At 43.2% G+C, this 22,051-nt stretch carries 17 protein-coding genes; 9 read left to right on the top strand and 8 right to left on the bottom strand.

Translation table 11 applies throughout. From position 1 onward, the window contains the following. Entirely contained in the window at positions 1–1,767 is a 1,767-nt protein-coding gene (cysI, locus tag A4G13_RS03900) for an assimilatory sulfite reductase (NADPH) hemoprotein subunit (protein WP_090653839.1), read from the top strand. A gap of 99 nt (positions 1,768–1,866) precedes the next feature. Here cysI and A4G13_RS03895 read toward each other — a convergent pair whose 3' ends face one another. After that, positions 1,867–2,982, bottom strand: a complete 1,116-nt coding sequence (locus tag A4G13_RS03895) for a pyridoxal phosphate-dependent aminotransferase (RefSeq protein WP_090653837.1) — start codon at positions 2,980–2,982, stop codon at positions 1,867–1,869. Positions 2,983–3,079: 97 nt separating this feature from the next. Between A4G13_RS03895 and A4G13_RS03890 the strand changes: the two genes are divergently transcribed. The 3 genes from A4G13_RS03890 (at position 3,080) to qseC (ending at position 5,927) form a co-directional block, all read left to right on the top strand. Next, complete coding sequence (locus tag A4G13_RS03890; RefSeq protein WP_090653835.1) at positions 3,080–3,679, top strand: YgiW/YdeI family stress tolerance OB fold protein; 600 nt, start codon at positions 3,080–3,082, stop codon at positions 3,677–3,679. 194 nt (positions 3,680–3,873) lie between these two features. Next, positions 3,874–4,539 (top strand): response regulator, encoded by a 666-nt coding sequence (locus A4G13_RS03885; RefSeq protein ID WP_041639767.1) that lies wholly within the window; start codon positions 3,874–3,876, stop codon positions 4,537–4,539. Next, positions 4,536–5,927, top strand: a complete 1,392-nt coding sequence (gene qseC, locus A4G13_RS03880) for a quorum sensing histidine kinase QseC (protein WP_090653833.1) — start codon at positions 4,536–4,538, stop codon at positions 5,925–5,927. The genes A4G13_RS03885 and qseC overlap by 4 nt, the downstream gene beginning before the upstream one ends. Positions 5,928–5,976: 49 nt before the next feature. Here qseC and ytfE read toward each other — a convergent pair whose 3' ends face one another. Together ytfE and gntR are read right to left on the bottom strand one after the other, a co-directional pair. Beyond that, positions 5,977–6,648, bottom strand: coding sequence for an iron-sulfur cluster repair protein YtfE (gene ytfE / locus A4G13_RS03875; protein ID WP_090653831.1), 672 nt, complete (start codon positions 6,646–6,648; stop codon positions 5,977–5,979). Positions 6,649–6,848: 200 nt separating this feature from the next. Beyond that, on the bottom strand, positions 6,849–7,847 hold the full coding sequence (gene gntR / locus A4G13_RS03870) for a gluconate operon transcriptional repressor GntR (RefSeq protein ID WP_090653829.1): 999 nt from the start codon (positions 7,845–7,847) through the stop codon (positions 6,849–6,851). Between the two features lie 174 nt (positions 7,848–8,021). Here gntR and selD point away from each other — a divergent pair, with 174 nt between their 5' ends. Then, positions 8,022–9,110, top strand: coding sequence for a selenide, water dikinase SelD (gene selD, locus A4G13_RS03865; protein WP_090653827.1), 1,089 nt, complete (start codon positions 8,022–8,024; stop codon positions 9,108–9,110). Between the two features lie 68 nt (positions 9,111–9,178). Here selD and ettA read toward each other — a convergent pair whose 3' ends face one another. Further along, positions 9,179–10,849 (bottom strand): energy-dependent translational throttle protein EttA, encoded by a 1,671-nt coding sequence (gene ettA / locus A4G13_RS03860; protein WP_090653826.1) that lies wholly within the window; start codon positions 10,847–10,849, stop codon positions 9,179–9,181. A gap of 662 nt (positions 10,850–11,511) precedes the next feature. On the opposite strand from ettA, the gene A4G13_RS03855 reads away from it, so the two are divergent. The 3 genes from A4G13_RS03855 (at position 11,512) to treC (ending at position 15,935) form a co-directional block, all read left to right on the top strand. Beyond that, positions 11,512–12,450 (top strand): LacI family DNA-binding transcriptional regulator, encoded by a 939-nt coding sequence (locus A4G13_RS03855; protein WP_011200412.1) that lies wholly within the window; start codon positions 11,512–11,514, stop codon positions 12,448–12,450. 108 nt (positions 12,451–12,558) lie between these two features. After that, entirely contained in the window at positions 12,559–13,986 is a 1,428-nt protein-coding gene (gene treB / locus A4G13_RS03850; RefSeq protein ID WP_090653824.1) for a PTS trehalose transporter subunit IIBC, read from the top strand. A gap of 326 nt (positions 13,987–14,312) precedes the next feature. Continuing rightward, entirely contained in the window at positions 14,313–15,935 is a 1,623-nt protein-coding gene (gene treC / locus A4G13_RS03845; RefSeq protein ID WP_090653822.1) for an alpha,alpha-phosphotrehalase, read from the top strand. Between the two features lie 263 nt (positions 15,936–16,198). Here treC and A4G13_RS03840 read toward each other — a convergent pair whose 3' ends face one another. From A4G13_RS03840 to melR, 4 genes are all read right to left on the bottom strand, one after another. Next, entirely contained in the window at positions 16,199–17,125 is a 927-nt protein-coding gene (locus tag A4G13_RS03840; RefSeq protein ID WP_090653820.1) for an aminoimidazole riboside kinase, read from the bottom strand. A gap of 62 nt (positions 17,126–17,187) precedes the next feature. Continuing rightward, positions 17,188–18,375: a tyrosine--tRNA ligase gene (gene tyrS, locus A4G13_RS03835; RefSeq protein ID WP_090653818.1), complete on the bottom strand. Its 1,188-nt coding sequence runs from the start codon at positions 18,373–18,375 to the stop codon at positions 17,188–17,190. Positions 18,376–18,713: 338 nt separating this feature from the next. Beyond that, positions 18,714–19,433, bottom strand: coding sequence for a DNA/RNA nuclease SfsA (sfsA, locus tag A4G13_RS03830; protein WP_090653816.1), 720 nt, complete (start codon positions 19,431–19,433; stop codon positions 18,714–18,716). Positions 19,434–19,442: 9 nt separating this feature from the next. Further along, the gene (gene melR / locus A4G13_RS03825; protein ID WP_243739742.1) at positions 19,443–20,468 is read right to left on the bottom strand and encodes a transcriptional regulator MelR; all 1,026 of its coding nucleotides are present in this window, start codon (positions 20,466–20,468) and stop codon (positions 19,443–19,445) included. 205 nt (positions 20,469–20,673) lie between these two features. Here melR and melB point away from each other — a divergent pair, with 205 nt between their 5' ends. Next, the gene (melB, locus tag A4G13_RS03820; RefSeq protein WP_090653813.1) at positions 20,674–22,050 is read left to right on the top strand and encodes a melibiose:sodium transporter MelB; all 1,377 of its coding nucleotides are present in this window, start codon (positions 20,674–20,676) and stop codon (positions 22,048–22,050) included. Position 22,051 lies beyond the last annotated feature (1 nt).

Below are 22,051 nucleotides of genomic sequence, written 5' to 3'. Positions count from 1 at the left end.
ATGAGCGATAAAAAACAAAAAGGCCTGGAGTGGCAGGATAACCCGCTGTCTGATAACGAACGTTTAAAAGAGGAAAGCAACCACTTGCGCGGCACTATTTTAGATGATTTGGAAGACGGTTTAACCGGCGGTTTTAAGGGCGATAATTTCCAATTAATCCGTTTCCACGGAATGTATGAACAGGACGACCGCGACATTCGTGCCGAACGCCAGGAGGAAAAACTGGAGCCGCGGAAATTTATGCTGTTACGTTGCCGTTTGCCGGGCGGGATTATCAAGCCCGAGCAATGGATTGAAATTGATAAATTTGCACGGGATAACAATTATTATCAATCGATTCGTTTAACCAACCGACAGACGTTCCAATATCACGGCGTGCCGAAAACCAAATTGCAGGATATGCACCGCTTGCTGCATAAACTGGGGCTGGATTCCATCGCCACCGCCTCGGATATGAACCGTAATGTGCTATGTTCTTCAAACCCGGTTGAATCGGAATTGCATCAGGAAGCCTACGAATGGGCGAAGAAAATTTCCGAGCATTTATTGCCGCGCACTAACGGCTATCTGGATGTGTGGATTTCAGGCAAAAAAGTGCAAAGTTCCGACAGCTTTTTAGGCCAGGAAGACGAGCCTATTTTAGGTAACCGTTATTTACCGCGTAAATATAAAACCGCCGTGGTATTGCCGCCGTTAAACGACGTGGATTTATATAGCAACGATATGAATTTCGTGGGCATTAAAGACGAAAAAACCGGCAAACTGGCGGGCTTTAACGTGCTTGTGGGCGGCGGGCTTTCCTTTGAACACGGCAATACGAAAACCTATCCGAATATTGCTCTTGAATTAGGTTATGTGCCGGTTGAAGATACCCTGAAAGCCGCCGAATCCATTGTAACCACGCAGCGCGATTTCGGTAACCGTGCGGATCGTAAAAACGCCCGCTTGCGTTATACTATTCAGAATATGACCTTAGAAGGTTTCCGCGAAGAAGTGGAACGCCGTATGGGACGCCGATTCGAAGCCATCCGACCGTTTGAATTTACCGAGCGCGGCGACCGTATCGGCTGGGTAAAAGGTATTGATAAAAAATGGCATTTAACCTGCTTTATTGAAAGCGGTCGGTTAGTGGATAAACCGGATTTACCGTTAATGACCGGTATGCTGGAACTGGCGAAAGTGCATAAGGGCGATTTCCGTATTACGGCCAACCAAAATATTATTATCGCCAATGTTGCCGAAGAAGATAAACGGCAAATCGAAGATATCGCCCGCCAATACGGTTTAATCAGAAAGATTAGCAAATTGCGTGAAAACGCCATGTCCTGCGTATCCTTCCCAACCTGCCCGCTGGCAATGGCGGAATCGGAACGGGTATTGCCGGAATTTATCGACGAACTGGATAAAATTATGGCGAAACACCATGTGGAACAAGACTATATCGTCACCCGTATTACCGGTTGCCCGAACGGCTGCGGACGCGCAATGTTAGCGGAAATCGGCCTGGTGGGCAAAGCGGTAGGGCGCTATAACCTTCATCTCGGCGGCAATATTGCGGGAACCCGTATTCCAAGACTGTATAAAGAAAACATCACACTTGATGAAATTCTTTCGGAACTGGACGGCTTAATCGCACGCTGGGCAACGGAACGCGATCAAGGCGAAGGTTTCGGTGATTTCGTACTTCGCGTCGGCATCATCAAACCGGTGGTTAATCCGGTGGTGGATTTCTGGAATGAAAACTTAATTCCGACGGTTGCCGTTTAAGCTTTTACAGAAATTTTAAAATTTTTAACCGCACTTTTGATGATATTCGATCAAAAGTGCGGTTAATTTTTTTGATTTTTTATCAGTGTTGAAGAAAGACTATTTATTTTTCAACCATTGTTTCATGCGTTCTACACCTTCGCGTAAATGTTCGATGTCTCTGGTGTAGGCGAAGCGCAAATAATGTTTGGTGCCGTTCTCGCCGAAATCAATGCCCGGCGTTGCGGCGACCTGGATTTCATGCAACATTTTTTTAGCGAATTGGTAGCTGTCATCGGTATATTTTGAAACGTCAGCCCATAAATAAAATGCGCCTTGAGGTTTAAATTCAATGGTGAATAAGTCTTTTAACGCATCGTATAAAAAATCGCGCCGTTGTTGAAATACTTGTTTGGTCGCCGTTAGAAATTCTTCCTCAAAGGCTTCAAGTGCGGCATATTGGCTCAATGTCGGCGCCGAGATAAAAATATTTTGCGCGATAATTTCCGCTTCGCGAACCTTATCTTCCGGTACAATAATCCAGCCCAAACGCATACCCGGCATACAATAATATTTTGAGAAACCGTTAATTACATAGGCTCTTGGATTGAATTGTAAGGCGGTGGCGGCATTTTGATCATAAACCAAGCCGTGATAAAGCTCATCGGAAATAAAATCAATATGATTTTCCATGCAGTAATCGTTTAAGCTTTTCAAACTTTCGGCGGTATAAATATTTCCGGTGGGATTCGCCGGCGAGGAAATCTGCAATGCTTTGATGTTACGTCCTTTTAATTGCCCAACCTCAAGCTGATAGCAATTATGTTTATCCACGGGCATAAATTCAGGCTGAATATCCATCATATAGGCAAAATTTTTGTAGCAGGGATAAGACGGGTCGGTCAAACCTAATTTATCATCCTGCGCTAAAGTTAGCGCATAGGCGATTAAAAATGCACCGCTTGTGCCGGGAGTAAGCAGTACGCGATTCGGCGTAATTTTAACATGATAAGTGCGGTCATAATATTGGCAGATTTTTTTCCGCAGCGCCAATAATCCTAAGCTTTCGGTATAAGAAAATTTGTTATTTTCTACCGCACTTTGCAATGCTTTTTTCACTTTTTCCGACGGCGCCAGATCCGGTTGACCTATTTCAAAATGAATGGCGTTGGGGTATTTTGCCGCCTCTCTTACAATATCCATTACAATAAAAGGGGACATTTTGTCGTATCGCATAGTTTTTCCTTTGTCCTTAATTATTTTTTAATAATTCTATGTTTTACTGAGCTCAAATAAAGAGCGGTTATTATCAATGAGGTAAGGAGAACATAGTATGAAAAAAGTAAGTTTAGCAACTATTTTAGCATTATCAACCATGGGTATGGCGTTTTTTGCCAATGCGGCGGACAACGCGCAAACTAATGCGCCAGCAGCCAATGCGCCGGCGTATGAAGTGATGCCTTGCGGCATGGTAAGAGAATATAATCCTATGTGTAACGGCGCTATGTGTAACCGAGGTTATCCGGACGGAAGAGCGAATATGCGCAGAGGGTTTAAAAATATGCCGGGCAATGCGCCCTACATGGGAATGCAAATGGGGCAACGAGGCGGTTTTGTTGCAAACCAGTCGGTTACCCGCGTGGCGGATGCCGGTAAATGGGAAGACGATCAAATGATTGTGCTGGAAGGTAATATCATTAAGCGCGTCGGTCGAAAAGATTATGTATTTAAAGACGGTAGCGGAGAATTGGAAATAGAAATTTCCCGTCGGGCATGGCACGGCGATATTTTTTCTGCGGATGATCGCGTTCGTTTAGTAGCGAATGTTGAAAAATCCTGGGGTAAAACGGAAGTGCTTGCCGTTCATATCGAACAGATTAGACCAGATGCGGCAGCGCCGTCTCAAGGGAATAAAACCGGCAATAATCAGTAAAAAACGCAGCAATTGTGCGATTAAACTAATGGCGACAGCGATGTCGCCTTTTTTATAGAAATGAAATGAATTAGAATAGCCGGAAGTAGATGTAGGAATACACTGCTGCGTCCGTCTGTCTTTACTCAAATTGCTGTATTCTTGTGATTTGATAGCAGCAGTGTATCCCTACATTTATTGTGAGTAGCATGATGATGAGAATATTGTTAATTGAAGATGATGCATTAATCGGTAACGGCATCAAAGTGGGATTAACCAAATCAGGCTTTTCAGTGGATTGGTTCACAGACGGAAAAACCGGTTTACAGGCGATAAAATCCGCACCTTATGATGCTGTTGTATTAGATCTAACCTTGCCCGGTATGGACGGTATGGATATTCTGCAACAATGGCGTAATGAAAAAATTGACACGCCGGTGTTAATATTAACCGCCCGCGATACCTTGAATGATCGGGTTACCGGTTTGCAACGCGGTGCGGATGATTATTTATGCAAACCTTTTGCCTTAGCGGAAGTCATTGCCCGCTTACAGGCGCTGATTCGTCGTCGCTACGGTCAGGCGAATCCTATCGTTGAACACAGCTTAGTCAAATTTGATCCGAACAGTCGCAAAGTCAGCCTGCAAGGCAAAGACATTCCGTTAACCACCAGAGAATATAATTTGCTCGAATTATTTATGATGAACAAAGAGCGGGTGTTGTCCCGTTCGTTTATTGAGGAGAAATTATATAACTGGGACGATGAAGTAAGCAGCAACGCCCTTGAAGTGCATATTCATAATTTACGTCAAAAATTAGGTAAACAGTTTATTCGCACGGTACATGGTGTCGGTTATGCCTTAGGTAAAAACGAAGAATGAATTTATTGAAGATGAACAGCATTCGACTTCGGTTAATTGTGATCCTTTCCTTTATTGCGTTGGTTATTTGGGGCGTAACAAGCGCGTTAAATTGGCATTATGTCCGTCAGGAAGTCAATAATATGTTTGATATTCAGCAGATTTTATTGGCAAAGCGCTTATCTTCTTCCTCATTGCAACAGATTTTGCATGAACAGCAGCGCGAGCGTAATATGAGAGGGCGGTTTGCCAGACATTTGGCACCTTTGAGAGCACCGATGAGTTATGACGATGATGCTTTGGCATTTGCCATTTTTACCCGTTCCGGCGAGATGCTGGTAAGCGATGATGCCAACGGGGCAAAATTTCAATTTGCGCCGGATCGGGGCTTTACGGAAACGAAGTTATCGGAAGGAAATGAGTCTTGGCGTATATTCTGGCTGCCTTCAAAAGATAAAAATCTGATCATTGCGGTCGGACAGGAAATGGATTACCGCAATAACTTAATCAATAATTTCGTATTGGGTCAGATGTGGATTTGGATCGCAAGTCTGCCGTTGCTGATTGGGCTTATTATTTTTGTTATTCATCATGAATTACGCTTATTAAATCGTGTTTCTGTGGAGGTAAGAGAACGATCGCCGGAAGATAATCACTTAATTGATACGGCGGATATGCCGACGGAAGTGTTGCCCTTATTGCAAAGCCTGAATGGCTATTTTGCCCGTACGGCGGAAACTTTCCGGCGCGAGCGCCGTTTTACCTCTGATGCCGCCCATGAGCTGCGTAGCCCTCTAGCCGCTCTGCGAATACAAACCGAAGTGGCGCAAATGCTTACCGATGAGCCTGAATTACAGACACAAGCGTTAGATAATTTAACGAAAGGCATTGATCGGGCGAGTCAGTTAATCGAACAGCTGCTTATTTTGTCCCGTCTGGATAATTTATCGCAACTAAACGAATTGGAACCCATTTATTGGGAACAACTGATTCCGGCAGTAATTAGCGAACAATACAGCCATGCTCAGCAACGAAATATTGAGATTAAATTTGACCGAAAGGCGTTGCCTCAGGTTAAAAAAGGACAGCCGTTATTAGTTTCGCTTATGTTGCGTAATCTTATTGATAATTGTATAAAATATTGCCCGGAAGGTTCCGTTATTCAGGTGAATTTAAATGAAGATACCGTGGTTATTGAAGATAACGGGTATGGGGTAAGCGATGAGGATATTAATAAATTAGGGCAACGTTTTTATCGCCCCGCCGGGCAGAATGAAAAGGGAAGCGGTTTAGGTTTGTCTATTGTGCATCGCATTGCCGAATTGCACCATTATGAATTCAGCGTTGAGAACATTAAGGATCAATCAGGCAAATGTATTGGTTTTCGCTCAATAATTAAACTGAATTAAACGGATAAAAGCAAAAGTGCGGTAAAATTTACCGCACTTTTTTGTCAGATTAAGCGGCATTACGCACGCGAGGAAAAAGAATATTATTTTCCGTATGAGTATGCAACATTAATTCATCAATAAAGTGTTCAATACCGCTATATAATGACAGCCAGCTGGTACAGGCGTCGGCGGGCGGCGTCAGATTGTCGGTCAAGGATTTTAATACTTCCAGCTGATCGCCCATTTCCGCATGTTCCATTTCCATTACCTGAATCGGCATTCTTGCCATCATGTAATTGCCCGCCTTAATCATCGGGAATAAAATCTGCTCTTCTTTCATCATATGCTGAGTAAGATCCGTCAGCATATTGCGTAATTCGGCGGCAACCCCGGTCGGGCAGTCCGGACGATCGCCGTGTACCTGCTCAACTTTTTCCGCCAGGGTAATTAGTTCGGGCAACTGACTACGGTGACCGTCATGAAAACGAGGCACAATATAGTCAATCAGCTCATCAAACGAGGCGCTTGTCCAATCCTGTTCTTCTGCGTTTACCGGATTATTTTGTAATTCGGTTAAGCGATCGTTGATTTCATTAATATCTAAATTTTTTTCCTGTACGGCAACGGCTAATTCTACTGCACCTCCGCAGCAATAATCTAAATCATATTCTCGAAACAATTGAATTGCGCCGGGAACGGTTAATGCGATGTCACTTAGTTTTTGATTTGCAAAAGACATAATTACCTCTGAATTTGTAGTGGGGAAAATAGAATTTGAATAACTTGACTAAAATAGTAGGATATTTAATGAGAAATACAAAGTACTTTTTGAAATTTTTTATTAAATCGTTATAAATTCATGATTAAAGTCAAAAAGAATACCTAGTAATAGGAAGAAAAGTGCGGTCGAAAATTCAAAAATTTCAACCGCACTTTTTACTATATGCTTTCACCCAGATGGATTTGATAACCCAGATTAATAATCGAACTCTGTGCCGGAATATTTTGTAGCCGAGCCAAAAGTTCTTGAGCGGCGATTCGCCCGATTTGTAATCTCGGCGTAATAACCGTAGCCAGCTGCGGCGTGATGGATTGCCCTACATCATGCCCGTGAAAACCGGCAATGGCGATTTGCTTGGGAACCTTAATACCCAAACGTTGACATTCAAATAATGCGCCGATAGCCAGGTCGTCATTGGTACAGAAAATACCGTCGATATCAGGGTATTGTTTCAATGCCTGATGTAATAATTCCGCTCCGTGGGTAAACGAGGAATGTTCTTTTGTAGCAATGATTCGTGGCGACAGCTGATATTTTTTCATTGCTTGTTGATAGCCCTGCATTTTTAATTGAGTGCGTTTATCCAGCCGTGCGGAAAAATAGACGATTTTTTTGTATCCGCGCTTAATCATAGTCTCAACCATCGCCTGTGCCGCAGCAATATTGTCGAAACCGATCACCTGCTGAATACCGATTTCGCTGGTATCCATAATTTCAATTACGGGAATATTAGCAACCTGCAGCATTTTTTTTGTACGCTCGGAATGGCTGTTTTCCGATAGGATAATGCCGTCAACATTATAAGAGAGCAAACTTTCAATGCGCTGTTCTTCTTTCTTTTCGCTATAACCGTAGTGAGCCAGCATGGTTTGATAACCCGCCTCATCGGTGATTTCTTCAATCCCTTTAATAACATCGGCAAAAACCTGGTTAGTTAAAGAGGGCACAAGCACACCGATAGCACGGCTTTTGGCATTGGACAGAATATCCGGCGCCCGGTTGGGAATATAACCGAATTCTTCAATGGCTTTGGCAATGCGCTTACCGGTTTCCTCCGCAACGGAGGCAGGGTTACGTAAATAACGACTGATCGTCATTTTGGTAACGCCTAGATGATTTGCGATATCCTGTAAGGTTGGGCGTTTGTGTTTTGTCATAATTCCGTCGTTAAAAATCCTTATTAAGCGTTATTCTACTGGATTCGGTAGCAGGTTAAAACCGCTTAAGGGACTTTTTGCCGATAAGGTTGGAAAATATAATAATTATCCCAAGTTTTGTTATAAATCAGGGTATAATATGCAAATCCTATTTCTTAACACAAGGAGCTTAGCATGCAAAATGATGCGAATGAAGTTCGACCGGCTTTAAGCGAGGCGGAACAAATTCGGCTGACTCAGTATAGCCATGGCGCAGGTTGAGGCTGTAAGATTTCTCCTAAGGTGTTAGGGACTATTTTACACAGTCAGCTGGAACAATTTGTTGATCCTCATTTATTAGTGGGGAACGACACTAATGATGATGCGGCGGTTTATGACATTGGTAACGGTACTTGTATTATCAGTACCACGGACTTTTTCATGCCGATTGTTGACGATCCGTTCGATTTCGGACGTATCGCCGCGACCAATGCCATTAGTGATATTTTCGCTATGGGCGGAAAACCGATAATGGCGATCGCAATCCTTGGATTTCCGATTAATGTATTGCCGGCAGAGGTGGCGCAAAAGATTGTGGATGGCGGACGTTTTGCTTGTCGTGAAGCGGGAATTGCTTTAGCGGGCGGGCACTCTATTGATGCGCCGGAACCTATTTTCGGTTTAGCCGTAACGGGAATTGTGCCTACTGAAAAAGTAAAACGTAATGCTTCCGCTGAAGCAGGGAGCAAACTCTATTTAACCAAGCCATTGGGTATCGGTATTTTAACGACCGCTGAAAAACGAGGTAAATTGAAACCCGAACATAAAGGGTTGGCAACGGAAGTGATGTGCCAAATGAATTTAATTGGCAGTCAGTTCTCGCAATTGGAATCCGTCACCGCGATGACCGATGTAACCGGATTCGGGTTGTTAGGTCATTTGGCTGAAATTTGCGAAGGATCGAATTTGGTTGCCGATGTACATTTTAATAAAATTAAAATGCTGGACGGTGTACCTTATTATATCGAGCAAGGCTGTTTAGCCGGCGGAGTAACGCGAAATTATGAGAGTTACGGAATCAAGATTGGTGCAATTACCGAGTTTCAAAAAGCGGTTTTATGCGATCCGCAAACTTCCGGCGGTTTATTGGTTGCGGTTAAAGCTGAGGGTGAAACACAATTGCTGGAACTTGCCGCCCAAGCGGGTATTGAGTTGATTGAAGTCGGCGAATTACGTAGACGGGTCGATAATTCAGATCCGGTGATTATTCGGATATTGGATTAGATGCTTTTAAAAAAGGAATGGCTAAACTTAACGAGTTTAGCCATTTTTTATGCTGGTTGAAATATTAACTATTTCGCAATACGTTTGTATTTCATACGATGCGGTTGAGTAGATTCCGCACCAAAGGTTTTCTTTTTCCACTCTTCGTAGTCTGAGAAGTTACCTTCATAGAAGGTGACTTTGCCTTCGTCACCATAGTCTAAAATATGAGTTGCGATACGGTCTAAGAACCAACGGTCATGCGAGATAACCATGACACAACCGGGGAATTCCAAGATCGCGTTTTCTAATGCGCGTAGAGTTTCCACATCAAGATCATTGGTCGGTTCATCTAATAATAAAACGTTACCCCCACGTTGTAGCAGTTTCGCAAGATGCAGGCGGCCTCGTTCACCACCGGATAATTCACCCACACGTTTTTGCTGATCAACCCCTTTGAAGTTAAAACGGCCCACATAAGCACGGCTTGGGATTTCAAAGTTACCGATCGTCAAAATATCCTGACCGTTCGACACTTCTTCCCATACGGTTTTTTTGTCATCCATTGCGTCGCGGAATTGATCTACCGAGGCCAGCACCACCGTTTCACCCAAGGTGATAGATCCCGAATCCGGTTGTTCCTTACCGGAAAGCATACGGAACAAAGTAGATTTACCGGCACCGTTGGGACCGATAATTCCGACAATGGCACCCTTAGGGATTGAGAAAGACAAATCGTCAATTAATGTGCGTTCGCCATAGGATTTAGTCAAATGTTCGACTTCCAGCACCTTATCACCTAAACGAGGGCCTGGCGGAATAAAGAGTTCGTTGGTCTCATTACGTTTTTGGTATTCGCCGGAATTCAATTCTTCAAAGCGGGCCATACGGGCTTTGCTTTTCGCTTGACGGCCTTTCGGGTTTTGACGTACCCATTCCAATTCTTTTTCGATGGATTTTTGGCGGGCGGATTCCTGCGCTTGTTCCTGCGCTAAGCGTTTTTCTTTTTGTTCCAACCAGGAAGAATAGTTACCTTCCCAAGGAATGCCTTCGCCGCGGTCAAGTTCTAAAATCCAGCCTGCAACATTGTCTAAGAAGTAACGGTCGTGGGTAATGGCTACAACGGTACCTTCATAATCATGCAAGAAGCGTTCTAACCAGGCTACGGATTCCGCATCCAAGTGGTTGGTCGGCTCGTCTAACAGCAACATATCCGGTTTTTCCAGTAATAAACGGCATAAGGCCACACGACGGCGTTCGCCACCGGATAAATTTTCGATTTTTGCCTCCCATTCCGGTAAGCGTAAGGCGTCCGCCGCACGTTCCAACTGATTATCTAAATTGTGACCGTCATGGGCTTGAATAACTGCTTCTAATTCGGCCTGTTCCGCAGCGAGTTTATCGAAATCGGCGTCAGGATCCGCATAAAGCGCATAGACTTCGTCTAAACGCGTTAATGCGCCTTTGACTTCAGAAACCGCTTCCTCAATGGCTTCGCGCACGGTTTGCTGCGGATCTAATTTAGGTTCTTGCGGTAAATAACCGATTTTGATCCCCGGTTGCGGACGGGCTTCGCCTTCAAATTCTTTATCTACGCCGGCCATAATGCGCAAAAGGGTGGATTTACCCGCACCATTTAAGCCTAATACGCCGATTTTTGCTCCGGGGAAGAAGCTTAGAGAAATATCTTTAAGAATGTGTCGCTTCGGGGGAACTACTTTGCCCACCCGATGCATCGTAAAAACGAATTGTGATGACATATAAAATCCCATAATGGTTAACTGAATTTAGCGGTGCATTTTACTCGAAAATTGATGTATTGGTAAGGGGAGTTGAGCAAATACTATAAAAGTGCGGTTTAAAAAACGGAAATTTTGTATTTAGTATGGTTTTTATTCGGATAAAAGTGTTTTAACAGAACACAGACAAAAAAAACCACCCATAAAGGGTGGTAGGAAAGTAGTTTAGCTATTTATGATTATTTTATTTAGGAACTTTATGAATATCAAGCAATTACTTGACGAAGCGGATGGTAGCGGAAAAGTTCTGGCTTGAAAAGCCCGATTTTGTATTTAATTGATATATGTCAAGATTTTTTGATAAATACGGACGAGAACGTTTGCTTTACAGTGAGAAAATATGAAACCTAGATTGCATTTCCGTATGGTAATACTTTTTCCGTAATGGTGGTTTTATCCGTATCAGGTGAGAAATAATTGCAAAAGTGTGATGTTTATTGACTTCTTGCGGATATGATATTTTTTCTTTTTTATGGTTAAAATCAGGGCGTATTCTCGGTTATATCGGATTTTTGTATAAGATGGCGATGGGATTTGAGGAGCTATTTATATAGCGGCAAAAACCTATTTTAAGTATAATTTTTGTTCACAAATTACAACACCGATATTTAGGACAGGCCTTTATGAAATACACCATTAATGAAATTGCCAAACTCTGCAATGTGGGAAAGTCAACGGTTTCCCGCGTACTGAATAAAGATCCTAAAGTGCGGTCGGAAACCCGCGAGAAAGTTCAACGAGTGATTGATCGACTCGGTTTTCAGCCTAATCGTTCCGCTCGAGCCATGCGGGCGGGACAAGAACCGGTAGTAGGTGTGATTGTCTCAAAACTTGATTCGGGCAGTGAATCTCAGACTTTACGTGCAATTTTACAGGCATTGCAGGCTGAACATATCACGCCTTTGATAGTTGAAAGCCGCTTTGAAGCTGAGCAGGTGCGACATCATTTTCAGCTTTTTCGTGAACGTCAGGTCAATGCCGTCATTCTTTTTGGTTTTTTTCCTTTACCTCTTGAAATCGTACGGGAGTGGCAGGGTTCTCTGGTTGTGATTGCACGTACTTACCCGAATATCAGTTCTGTTTATTATGACGATGAACAGGCAATTACTCGCTTGATGACGGAACTTTACCGGCAAGGACATCGTAGAATCGCTTATTTGGGTATTCAGGACAGTGACGAAACAACAGGTAAGCTGCGCACTCAAAGCTATTTACAATTTTGTCGGTCTCATAATATTCGTCCGAATTCAGTGTCGGTTGAACTCAGTGCGGAAAGTGCATACCTGCATTGTGCGGAACTTTTTACCCGACCGGTGGATGCGCTGGTTTGCGCTACCGGTCGGCTTGCTTTAGGCGCGTTTAAATTTTCTCAACAATCGGGACGGGTTTTCCCGATAGCATATGTGGGATATAACGAACTGCTGCAGTATATGATGCCAAACGCTTTATCTCTGGATTTCGGCTATTGTCAGGCCGGACTGAAAGCAGTGGAGTTATTAATGCGACAGTTACGGGGAAAATCTTCAACGGAGCATTATCTGGTTTCAACACATCAACCTTAAATTTTGTGATCACTGTCATATTTTTGAATAAAATTGGGAACGTTCCCATTTACACTTTATTTCTGCAGGTTATAATTTGGCCGATTTCAATGGTTAGAGGAATATCCTATGGCGAAAATCAATAAAGTAGATCCTAAAAATGTCGATAAATTAATTGTTGCTGTCGGCGGGCGGGAAAATATTGCGACGGTAACTCATTGTATTACCCGTCTGCGATTCGTGTTAAATGATGAAAGTAAAGTGGATGCAAAGACTATCGAAGAGTTGCCTATGGTGAAAGCTAATTTTGCGACCGGCGGACAATATCAAGTGGTTATCGGCCAGGAAGTGGGGGATTATTATCAGGTTTTACTGGAAAAGACCGGTTTGGCGAGCGTGGATAAGGAGCAGGTTAAAGCTGCGGCACGCAAAAATCAAAAATGGTATGAAAGTTTAATTTCCCATATGGCGGATATTTTTATTCCGTTATTGCCGGCACTTATCAGCGGAGGTTTGATTTTAGGTTTCCGCAACGTAATCGGCGATATTAAGATGTTTGAAGAGGGGACTAAAACTCTGGTCGATATCAGTGCGTTCTGGGCGAGTATGCACAGCTTCCTGTGGCTTATCGGCGAGGCGATTTTCTTCTTCCTGCCTGTCGGTATCTGTTGGTCGATTGCGCGTAAAATGGGTACTTCGCCGATTCTTGGTATTACCCTTGGCGTTACTCTGGTGTCCTCACAGTTGATGAATTCCTATGCGTTAGGTTCGCAAATTCCGGAAGTGTGGGATTTCGGTTTATTTTCGATTGAAAAAGTCGGTTATCAGGCACAAGTTATTCCGGCGATTATGGCGGGCTTAACTCTTTCCTATATCGAGCGTTTCTTAAATAAAATCGTGCCGGATTTCTTAAATCTAATCATTGTACCCGTCACGTCGCTGATTTTAGCGGTGTTTCTGGCGCATTCCATTATCGGTCCTATCGGACGTGAAATCGGTAACGGCGTAGCCTTTGTGGTGAAAGCGGCGATGACCGGCGAATTCGCTCCAATCGGCGCCGCTTTATTCGGCTTCTTATATGCGCCGTTGGTGGTTACCGGTGTACATCAGACTTCACTTGCCATCGATATGCAGATGATCCAAAGCATCGGCGGTACGCCCGTATGGCCGTTAATCGCCTTATCAAATATCGCTCAGGCGTCTGCGGTAGTTGCGGTATTAATTATGGCGAAAAAAGCCAGCGTACGAGAAGTAGCGGTACCTGCGGCGCTTTCCGCTTATCTGGGGGTTACCGAGCCGGCAATGTACGGTATCAACTTAAAATACCGTTTCCCAATGCTTTGCGCGATGACAGGTTCCGCCTGTGCGGCATTGGTGTGCGGATTTGCCGGCGTGTTGGCAAGCAGTATCGGGGTCGGCGGTTTACCGGGCATTCTTTCGATTCAGCACCAATTCTGGGGAACTTTCGCCATTGCGATGTTAGTTGCGATTATTGTGCCGATTTTATTAACGATGGCAATATATAAACGCAAAGAAGCGGCGGGAACACTGGAATAAATTGTTAAGCTCTCACTTTAAGTTTTTAGTCTGCCAAATCTCCCCTAACCCCTCTTTGCTAAAGAAGGGAACTGATAGAAAGCGGATTTATAGATTGCCGGCTCATCTAAATTTGATTATTTTCAGTAAATTAAAACATCTAGAGATCAAATTTCTCTCTTTAGCAAAGAGGGATAGAAAGCGGATTGATAGATTACCGAATTTGATTATTTTTACTGAATTAAAACATTTAGAGATCAAATTCCCCTCTTTAGCAAAGAGGGGTTAGGGGAGATTTGGCAAAAAGTGTACAGTGAGATATCAAAAAATATTTAAAGGAAAGCAAAATGAACGATAACTGGTGGAAAAACGGGGTAATTTATCAGATTTACCCGAAAAGTTTTCAGGACACGACAGGTTCCGGTACCGGTGATATTCAGGGAATTATTAAGCGCTTGAATTATCTGCAAACTCTGGGTATTGACGGTATCTGGATTACTCCGATGTATGTTTCGCCGCAAATTGATAACGGTTATGACATCGCCGATTACCGTAATATCGACCCGAGTTACGGTACGATGGCGGATTTTGAGCAACTGATTGCCGAGGCGCATAAGCGTGATATCCGTATTGTGATGGATATGGTGTTCAATCATAGCTCAACTTTTCACCAATGGTTTAAGCAGGGCGAAGATCCGAACAGCGAGTACCACGACTATTATATTTGGCGCGAGCAGCCGACTAATTGGCAATCCAAATTCGGCGGTAATGCGTGGAAATGGTCGGATAAAGCGCAAAAATATTACCTGCATTTATTTGCGCCGGAGCAGGCGGATCTTAACTGGGAAAATCCTAAATTACGCGCCGAGCTGTACGATATTTGTCGTTTCTGGGCGGAAAAGGGCGTGGATGGCTTGCGTCTGGATGTAGTCAACCTGATTTCCAAGCCGGAAAAATATGAGGACGATTTTGAGGGTGACGGTCGCCGCTTTTATACCGACGGGCCGAAAATCCACCAATATCTGCAAGAATTGAATCAAAATGCGTTAAAACCTTTCGGCTTGATGACAGTGGGCGAAATGTCTTCGACTAAACTGGAACATTGTCAGCGCTACGCTAACCTGGACGGCTCCGAGTTATCGATGACCTTCAATTTCCATCATCTCAAAGTAGATTATCCGAACGGTGAAAAATGGACTTATGCCAAACCGGATTATGTAGCACTTAAATCGATTTTCAACTACTGGCAAAAGGGTATGCATGGTAAAGCGTGGAATGCGCTGTTTTGGTGCAACCACGACCAGCCGCGTATTGTTTCCCGTTTCGGCGATGAAGGCGAATTGCGCACCGTATCCGCCAAAATGCTGGCGATGTTATTACACGGAATGCAGGGTACGCCGTATATCTATCAAGGCGAAGAAATCGGTATGACTAACCCGAATTTCTCTTCCATTGAAGAGTATCGCGATGTAGAAAGCCTGAATGCCTATCAAATTCTGCAAAATCAGGGAAAAAGTGCGGTTGAAATTTTGCAAATTTTAGCGCAAAAATCACGCGATAATTCGCGTACGCCGGTACAATGGGACGCTTCGCCGAATGCCGGTTTTACCAGTGCTACGCCGTGGATTGACGTGGCTAAAAATTATCCGCAAATCAACGTCGAACAGGCGTTGGCGGATAAAGATTCGGTATTTTATACCTATCAAAAATTGATTGCGTTACGTAAACAATTAGCGGTATTAACCGACGGCGATTATCACGATCTGTTACCAAACCATGAGTCCGTATGGCTGTATCAACGTTCGACTGCCGCTGAGCGGTTAACGGTTGCGGCTAATTTGAGCAATCAGCCGCAATTTATCGAAATAAAACCGCAAGGTCAGGTGTTAATCAACAATTATGCGGATATACCCCAAGAAGACTCCGGTATTTGGTTGAAACCTTATCAGGCGCTGTATTTCCTAGCTTAAAAGATAGCCGGTAAATATAAAAAACAATATATTTATACCAAATTCTATTTTTAGGCATAAAAAAGTCCGGTGATAAGCGCCGGACTTTTTTGTACTGTACTAATCAATGGATATAACCTGCCGATTAGGGGCATATAAACGTTCTTTAATTCGTGCAGATTTAGCGGAACACTCACATAGGCCGCTTAACGCACTGCATTTTTACTTTTTAAGTTGATGCAATTAATAATCGGAGAATGAGTTTGGAATAAATTTTGCGAATTTTAGTTTGCTAAAAATTCCGCTAATTGTTGCCGATTCGGTAATGCCGACATAGCGCCTTTTGCCGTTGTGGCAAGCGCACCGCTGGCGTTGGCCTGGCGAATAATAGTAACGAGTTGTTCAGGTTGCTGCCAGTTTTCCGTTTGTGATAATCCGGCTAATAACCCGCTGACAAAAGCGTCGCCGGCACCGGTGGTATCTACCGGTTTCAGCGCTTTCCCTGCAACCACCTCTTTTTTACCGTGCAGATGATAGAGCGCGCCATCTTTCCCTAAAGTGACAATAATCAATTTATCGGGATAAAGTGCGGTGATTTTTTCAAAAGATTTTTCCAGGCTGTCGGTATGGGTTAACAGCGTTAATTCTTCTTCTGAAAATTTCAATACGTCGGCAAGGCTTACCGCTTCCATCACCACATCGATCATTTCATCCTGGGATTTCCATAAGCTTTCGCGTAAATTCGGATCGAAAGATACTTTACCGCCGGCCGCACGGATATTTTTCATTGCCGTGAAAGTAGCGCTGCGGGTCGGTTCATTGATTAAGGCGATAGAGCAGCAGTGCAACCAGTCTCCGGCTTGAAATTGCGGCAGATCGGAAATTTGTAAAAATTGATCCGCACTTGGATTCACCATAAAGGTAAAACTACGTTCGCCGTCGGTTAATCCCACCACCACCGTCGAAGTACGTTGTTTAGGATCTAACAACATATAATCGGTGTTTACATTTTCCTGATTCAGCGTATCGCGCATAAATTCCCCTAACGGATCTTTACCTACACGGCCGATAAATGCGCTAGGCACACCTAAACGGGCAACGCCGACCGCCACATTAGCCGGTGCGCCGCCTGCGCAACGTAAATAATGGTTGTCTCCGTCAGGAATTAAATCCACCACGGCATCGCCTAATACCCAAATTTTGTTTGTCATATGCATTTCCTCAAATAGGGAGCCATAAAAAAGGGCGTATATTACGCCCCGGTTAATGTTGATTATCGAACGGTTACGCGCGCGAATTTACGTTTACCCACTTGGTAAACATGGGTTGAGGCGCTAATCGTTGTTTTGGCGTCTTCGACTTTTTCGCCGTCAATTTTCACACCGCCTTGCTGAACCATGCGGTTTGCTTCGGAAGTGGAGGCAACCAACCCCGCTTCTTTTAATAAATTAGCTAAACCTATTTCACCTTCAAAAGTAAATTCCGGCATTTCATCAGGCATCGCACCTTTTTGGAAGCGGTTAATAAATTCCTGTTCCGCGGCATCCGCATCGGCTTCGCTGTGGAAGCGGGCGATAATTTCTTTTGCTAGCAGGATTTTTACGTCGCGAGGATTGCGACCGTTTTTCACTTCTTCTTTAAATTGAGCGATTTCTGTCAACGGACGGAATGAAAGAAGATCGTACCAATCCCACATTAAATCATCGGAAATTGACATAATTTTACCGAACATATCGTTCGGCGCATCCGTTACGCCAATGTAGTTTCCCAAGGATTTAGACATTTTTTTCTCACCGTCTAAGCCGACTAAAAGAGGTAATGTCATTGCAACTTGCGGTTTTTGACCTGCCGATTTTTGTAATTCGCGACCGACTAACAAGTTAAATTTTTGATCCGTACCGCCTAATTCAACATCCGCTTCTAAAGCAACAGAGTCGTGGCCTTGCAATAACGGATAAATAAATTCATGGATGGCAATTGGCTGTTTTTCGGTAAAGCGTTTTTTGAAATCATCACGTTCCAACATACGCGCAACGGTATAATTAGAAGCTAAGCGGATCATTCCTTCAGTACCTAATTTACCTAACCAATCCGAGTTGAATACGATACGGGTTTTTTGCGGATCCAAGATTTTATAGATTTGTTGTTTATAGGTTTCGGCATTGCGTAATACATCTTCACGGCTTAACGGCGGACGGGTTTTGTTTTTACCTGAAGGATCGCCTACCATGCCGGTAAAGTCACCGATTAAGAAAATGACTTCATGGCCGAAGTTTTGGAATTGGCGTAACTTATTTAACACCACTGTATGACCTAAGTGGATATCGGGAGCGGTAGGGTCAGCGCCTAATTTTATTTTCAATGGACGGTTTTCTTTCAGTTTCTCAATTAAATCTGCTTCAGAAAGAACTTCATCAACACCGCGCTTTAGTTCCGCGAGAACAACATTGATATCACTCATTGTTTATTCCTGTTTTAGGTTTGATACTCAGTTTTACGGGCATTTTTTATTTTAATTGGCGAGGTTTCAAGCGATAAAGCCACCGCCGGGCGCCCTATTTAATAATTAGACCTAGCATTATAGAGATTATTGTCAAAATGAAAAGTCTGGAACCTTGTTTTTTGCTTGATTATTTACGATTGCGCAAGAAACTTGCGGTGAATGACGGCGAAAAAAAAGCGTTTCCTTTGTGGGGAAGGAAACGCCGGAAATGTTGGAGTGATTATCTATTATTGTTTGAATAGTAATTATGATAATCATTCTCATATTTATTGTCAATAAATAAATGCAAATAATTATCAATTAAAGCAAAGCGGTACGACTTCCGTTAAAGAAAGTGCGGTCGGAATTTCTTGAATTTTATCGAATTTGCCCGCATAAGCGTAAACTTCAACGCCTTCTTTCATTGCCTGGCGCAAAAGCTTGTCATAATCGGGATCAATATATTCGGCGGTTTTAAAACAGTCAAAGCCGTTGTGCAAGCCGGCAAATAACACAACAGCGCGATAACCCCGTTTTTTCATGGCTAGCAATTCGCGAACGTGTTTTTGTCCGCGGGTAGTGACGGCATCGGGAAACATGCCGATATTGTTTTTTACCAAGGTAATGGATTTTACTTCCACGTAACAATCGGGCAAACCTTCGCCTTTGAGCAGAAAATCAATGCGGCTGTTTTCTTCGCCGTATTTAACCTCGGGGTAAATTTCCGAATACCCGGCAAGTTCTTTAATTACTTTGTTTTGTAAGGCTTCCTGCACTAATTGATTCGAACGGTGCGTATTAATGCAAACCAGATTACCGTTTGACAGTTCGGTGAGTTCCCAAGAGCATGGGTATTTTCTTGTAGTACTTTTCGAGTCGGAATACCAAACCGTATCGCCTTTTTCCGCGCAGCCAGTCATCGCACCGGTGTTGGCGCAGTGAATGGTCAGAATATTGCCGTCGGCTAATTCCACATCTGCCATAAAACGTTTATAACGGCGGATAAATTTTGCCGCCTTAAGGGGAGGGAGTCGCATGATTTTTCCTTAAAATTCTTCGGATTGGTTAAAATGTTCGCCGGTCATAATCAGTTTTTCGCCGGTGCTTGCGCCTTTTATGGCTTGCGTAGTCGGGATCAAACCTTGCGCCGACCAATTATCGTCGGCTCGAATTTGTTTGCGGTATTTGTTTGGTGAAACGCCCGTATATTTTAAAAAGTTATCGTAAAACCGGCTCATTGAGCTGAACCCGGTGGTGAGCGAAATATCAAGCACACTTCGGTTGGTATCGCTCAACAAAGCTTTGGCGTGATTAATACGCATCATAATAATATATTGTTTAATAGTTAGCTGCATGGCGCTTTGAAACAGCCCCATGGCATAATTTGTGTTTAATCCCACCGCATTTGCTACGGATTGCACGGTAAGCGGCGCATTATAATGATTTGCGATGTAATCCAGCATTGTCCTAACATAATTTTGTGCATGTTTGGAGCCGGAAAGTTGGTGATTGTTTTTTTTAGGCGGCTCCAGCAATAACAGCCAACCGTCAAGGCTGACACGTTTGATCATCAGCTGGATTTCGTCATAAACCAGTTTATGACGGTTGGGATCCTCCAATTGCAGTTCCTGCTCCCAACGCTGTACTTCAAATAAGCTGACTAAACGGGGATTTTTCGATTGAATGATAATGCCGTGGGTAATGTGATTAATCAGGTTTTGTGAAAGTTGCCAGGAAAGAAACTGATAAACCGGGATATTGAAGACCGCCATGGTTCGGCAATTATGTTTATCGGTCAGGCGATGAGGAATTGACGCCCAGAAAATACCGATATGCCCCGCGTTAATCAAGGTACTGTGTTCGTTAAAGCTATACTCCACATCATCATCAAAAGGGATATTGATTTCAATATGACCGTGCCAATGATAAGCGGGCATATTACCCGGCGGCTGCTGTATTTCCACATTAAACGGACGCGCGTCCAGAGAAAGCGACAGCGGGCTGATTATTTCGCTGCCGGATTTATCCGCTAATTCGGTTGAGGTTTGTTTTGCAAGATGAGACGTTTTCATGTTGATCTGATTTACAACTGATTTATTGTTATCGCTAGTATACCAACAAAATCTCATTTTTTATTAAAAATTTCCTGGAAACTCATATTTTACTTTTGTGATCATTTTATCTGAACTTTCAGGAATTTTAGACTAAATATCAGATAGAAATTCATTTGATTATTATGCAACATGAAGTGGCAGTTTTATCCAATGAGGTGGAAAAATGAGTTTATCAATGAAAACAAAATTAAGCTTCGGTTTAGGGGCTTATGGTAAAGACTTTGCTATTCATATTGTGTATATGTACTTGATGTATTATTACACCGATGTGTTGGGCGTATCCGGTGCGATCGTGGGAACTATTTTTATGATCGCGCGGGTTTGGGATGCGGTGAACGACCCGATAATGGGCTGGGTGGTAAATAACACGCGTTCGCGCTGGGGTAAATTTAAGCCTTGGATTTTAATCGGTACGGTTTTGAACTCAATTGTTCTCTTTTCATTATTTTGCGCCGATTATTTCAGCGGCACGGCATTAATTATTTATATCGCCGTTACCTATATTTTATGGGGTATGACTTATACTCTGATGGATATTCCGTTCTGGTCTCTCACACCGACTTTAACTCTCGATCAGCGAGAACGTGAAGAATTAGTGCCGTATCCTCGTTTCTTTTCAAGCCTTGCCAACTTTATTACCGCAGGAACTTGTATTGCTTTTGTGGATTATGTAGGCGGCGATGATAAAGGATTCGGTTTTCGGATGTTTACCCTTGTCATCATTGTTTGCTTCCTTATTTCAACCGTTATTACTTTGATGAATTTAAAAGAAAAATATTCATCGGATAATTTGGAAACAGGCGAAGCGCAACAACGTATTCCGCTTAAGACTCTGGTTTCGTTGATTCCTCGCAATGATCAGCTTTCCAGCCTTTTGGTGATGGCGTTATCTTATAACATCGCCAGCAATATTATTTCCGGCTTTGCGATTTATTACTTCACTTACGTAGTGGGTGATAAAGAAATGTTCCCTTATTACATGTCTTATGCGGGTATTGCGAACCTTATCATTATTATCTTCTTTGCCCGTTTGGTACGTTTGTTTTCACGTCGTACGCTATGGATCACAATTTCCGTCAGCTCCATTTTAAGCTGTTTGATTCTTGCCTATACGGGAATGGCGGAAACGCCGAGCGTATTTTTAATTATTTTAGCGGGGATTTTCATGCAAATCGGTAGCGCCCTGTTCTGGACGTTGCAGGTCATTATGGTGGCGGACACCGTAGATTACGGCGAATACAAATTAGGCATTCGTTCGGAAAGTATCGCTTATTCCGTGCAAACCATGGTGGTAAAAGCGGGTTCGGCAATTTCAGCCTTCCTAATCGGTGTGTTATTAACCGCCATTAATTACGTGCCGAACGAAGTACAAAACGAAAATACCATTTTCTGGATGAAAGTCATCATGATTGGTTTGCCGATTTTATTCTATAGCATTAAATTATTCGTTTACTTCCGTTATTACAAACTTCACGGCGATTTATTGGCGAAAGTGAATATCGCTTTATTAGATAAATACCGTAACGTGAAAGAGGACTAAA

It is taken from the genome of Basfia succiniciproducens (genome assembly GCF_011455875.1).
Classification (GTDB): domain Bacteria; phylum Pseudomonadota; class Gammaproteobacteria; order Enterobacterales; family Pasteurellaceae; genus Basfia; species Basfia succiniciproducens.
This window is presented reverse-complemented; position numbering and strand designations above follow the sequence as displayed.

Bases quoted from the DNA above. Each gene is read 5' to 3' on its own strand.
- cysI (WP_090653839.1), top strand. From the start codon at position 1: ATGAGCGATAAAAAACAAAAAGGCCTGGAGTGGCAGGATAACCCGCTG.
- A4G13_RS03895 (WP_090653837.1), bottom strand. From the start codon at position 2,982: ATGCGATACGACAAAATGTCCCCTTTTATTGTAATGGATATTGTAAGA.
- A4G13_RS03890 (WP_090653835.1), top strand. From the start codon at position 3,080: ATGAAAAAAGTAAGTTTAGCAACTATTTTAGCATTATCAACCATGGGT.
- A4G13_RS03885 (WP_041639767.1), top strand. From the start codon at position 3,874: ATGAGAATATTGTTAATTGAAGATGATGCATTAATCGGTAACGGCATC.
- qseC (WP_090653833.1), top strand. From the start codon at position 4,536: ATGAATTTATTGAAGATGAACAGCATTCGACTTCGGTTAATTGTGATC.
- ytfE (WP_090653831.1), bottom strand. From the start codon at position 6,648: ATGTCTTTTGCAAATCAAAAACTAAGTGACATCGCATTAACCGTTCCC.
- gntR (WP_090653829.1), bottom strand. From the start codon at position 7,847: ATGACAAAACACAAACGCCCAACCTTACAGGATATCGCAAATCATCTA.
- ettA (WP_090653826.1), bottom strand. From the start codon at position 10,849: ATGTCATCACAATTCGTTTTTACGATGCATCGGGTGGGCAAAGTAGTT.
- A4G13_RS03855 (WP_011200412.1), top strand. From the start codon at position 11,512: ATGAAATACACCATTAATGAAATTGCCAAACTCTGCAATGTGGGAAAG.
- treB (WP_090653824.1), top strand. From the start codon at position 12,559: ATGGCGAAAATCAATAAAGTAGATCCTAAAAATGTCGATAAATTAATT.
- treC (WP_090653822.1), top strand. From the start codon at position 14,313: ATGAACGATAACTGGTGGAAAAACGGGGTAATTTATCAGATTTACCCG.
- A4G13_RS03840 (WP_090653820.1), bottom strand. From the start codon at position 17,125: ATGACAAACAAAATTTGGGTATTAGGCGATGCCGTGGTGGATTTAATT.
- tyrS (WP_090653818.1), bottom strand. From the start codon at position 18,375: ATGAGTGATATCAATGTTGTTCTCGCGGAACTAAAGCGCGGTGTTGAT.
- sfsA (WP_090653816.1), bottom strand. From the start codon at position 19,433: ATGCGACTCCCTCCCCTTAAGGCGGCAAAATTTATCCGCCGTTATAAA.
- melR (WP_243739742.1), bottom strand. From the start codon at position 20,468: ATGAAAACGTCTCATCTTGCAAAACAAACCTCAACCGAATTAGCGGAT.
- melB (WP_090653813.1), top strand. From the start codon at position 20,674: ATGAGTTTATCAATGAAAACAAAATTAAGCTTCGGTTTAGGGGCTTAT.